A 2,078-nucleotide genomic window follows, 5' to 3' on the forward strand; every position below is an offset into this window, starting at 1 on the left:
CCCTTTATATTACCTATATCTTTAGTTATATCCGTTAATATATCTGAAGTTTTCGGATATTTTGACATCTCATCAGCACTGGTCTGAAGTTTTGATAGTTTTTTATAAAGCTCCTCAAGTTCTGGGTCTTTTTCTGATTTGGCTTTATCTATATAACAAAAATCGTGGGAAGTTTTTGAATCTATATTTTCAGATTCTGCACGAATTCCATGTACCTCTTCTGTCGCCACAGAATTATTTTGGATATTCTCTCCCTCTTTCGAAGCCGAGTTCAGCTTATTATCATTTTTACATGCTGACAAAGAAATAATAATTAAAAATAATGTAATGAATTTCTTCACTGTCTCTCCTCCCGTCGTATTAGTTTTTGCTTAAGACAATATATTCTAGTTTCCCTTTTAATTCTCCGGCTCTCTGGGTCAGGACTTTTATTGAATCCCAGTCCTTCTCGGTTTTTTCATTCTCTCTGGCTAAATCCGATTCTATCACTCTCAGCTCTTCCACTATCGCCTTTATACTAAGCTGTGTAGAGCCCTCATACATACTTATTACTTCTTCTGTGCAGACAGGTATCTCTCTGCTCAGATTTAAATTCATTCCGGCAAATGCAGCAGTTGCTATGAGCAGCAGACAGGCACTTAAAGGTAACAGATTTTTCCTCATCATGTAACTTCCTCCTGTATTTCATTTTATAGATATATAGTATTCTATAAATGTGATGTTACATTGAGGTTTTCTTAAAAGTTTTAAGGGTTTATATAATTTTTTTTATTTATTTCTTTTAAAAAATCAATAAAACTAGTAAAATTAGTATATATAAGAAAATATTAGATTTATTAAAAATAGTATATCTTCGGGAGGATGATCATGAATAAATTTATAATGTTTTTTTCTTTGCTGATTTTTATCGGATGCGGAAATCTGGATACAGTATCGGAAACTCCTGTAAAACCAGCAGAAGTAGAATCAGAAGTGGAGGCAGAAGAAGTAATAGAAATTAAGGAAGAAAAGCCCTTAAAAACTTACGAAAAAAAAGAAAATGAAATTTTATTTTATTCAGTGGATCAAAAGGTTATAAAGAGAATCGATTTGATAAAAAGGTGTGAAGAAGAATATGATGACAACGGGGCAGTTTTTTCATCGAGACCCCTTCCTTCAAGCTATGAAAAAATCCTTAAAAACAATACTCAGATACAAAGAGTGGCGAGCTCCTTCGGTAAGAATGGTCTGATAAAAAGTTCAAATGTGTATTTATACGGATATCTTGACAACACAATTTTATACGAATATGACTCTCTCATGAGACTTTCATCAGAAAGATATATTGATCCCAAAGGGGAACTTTACACAAAAAAAAATTATAAATACAGCAATAATTACAGGGTTGTGGGAAAAAAGATTTTCGATGCCAAAGGTGCTTTTTTAGAGGAGGAGGTTTTCTCTTATACTAACGGTGCTCTTTCTAAAATAACCGTACTTTCCGGTGACGGAAAATTTTTAAGTACAAGGAATTTTATTTATGACCAGTCTGGAAAATTAAAAGAAGAAAAATTTATCAGCGGAAAAATAAATACAAGGCTTGTTTATACAAGGGATAACCTGGGAAGGATAGACAGAATCTCTGAACATTCTTCAGGGAAGTATAGGGGTTATTATAAGTTTAATTATGATTCTAAGGGCAGAATAACAGAAAAAAGGTTTTATGCTTTAGATCAAAGCATTGTCTCCAGGGAAGTATATAAGTATTAATACTGCTTTTGTTATGATTAACTTCTGAAAACAGTACAGATAATTATCTAAAACTTATAATTAAAGTTTTGCAAATTAATTGATTTTTTACAATTAAAAGAGCTGCAAAAGCAGCTCTTTTAATTGTGTATATCTTTGGGATTAAAATGAACATCCATCTGAGGAAATGGTATTTCGATTTTCTCCCTGTCAAAAACTTCCTTTGCTTTTTCAATAGTATCAAAATACACATTCCAGTAGTCTGGCGTATTACACCATACTCTGTATGTTATGTTTACAGAGGAGTCCCCTAGTTCCTTTACTCTTATGGTGATAGGATCATCTTTTAG

4 protein-coding genes are annotated in these 2,078 nt (G+C 32.3%); 1 reads left to right on the forward strand and 3 read right to left on the reverse strand.

Annotated elements, in window-relative coordinates; all coding sequences use genetic code 11:
• Nucleotides 1-341, reverse strand: a 341-nt coding sequence (locus tag ABZA26_RS13670) for a hypothetical protein (RefSeq protein ID WP_372715050.1), incomplete at its 3' end; no start/stop codon positions are given.
• Between the two features lie 19 nt (nt 342-360).
• The gene (locus ABZA26_RS13675; protein WP_372715051.1) at nt 361-666 is read right to left on the reverse strand and encodes a hypothetical protein; all 306 of its coding nucleotides are present in this window, start codon (nt 664-666) and stop codon (nt 361-363) included.
• A gap of 201 nt (nt 667-867) precedes the next feature.
• On the opposite strand from ABZA26_RS13675, the gene ABZA26_RS13680 reads away from it, so the two are divergent.
• Nucleotides 868-1,749: a hypothetical protein gene (locus ABZA26_RS13680; protein WP_372715052.1), complete on the forward strand. Its 882-nt coding sequence runs from the start codon at nt 868-870 to the stop codon at nt 1,747-1,749.
• 119 nt (nt 1,750-1,868) lie between these two features.
• On the opposite strand, the gene ABZA26_RS13685 is transcribed toward ABZA26_RS13680, so the two are convergent.
• On the reverse strand, nt 1,869-2,078 hold a 210-nt coding region (locus tag ABZA26_RS13685), incomplete at its 5' end, for a mechanosensitive ion channel family protein (protein WP_372715053.1).

The organism is Ilyobacter sp. (genome assembly GCF_041583315.1).
Classification (GTDB): Bacteria; Fusobacteriota; Fusobacteriia; order Fusobacteriales; family Fusobacteriaceae; genus Ilyobacter.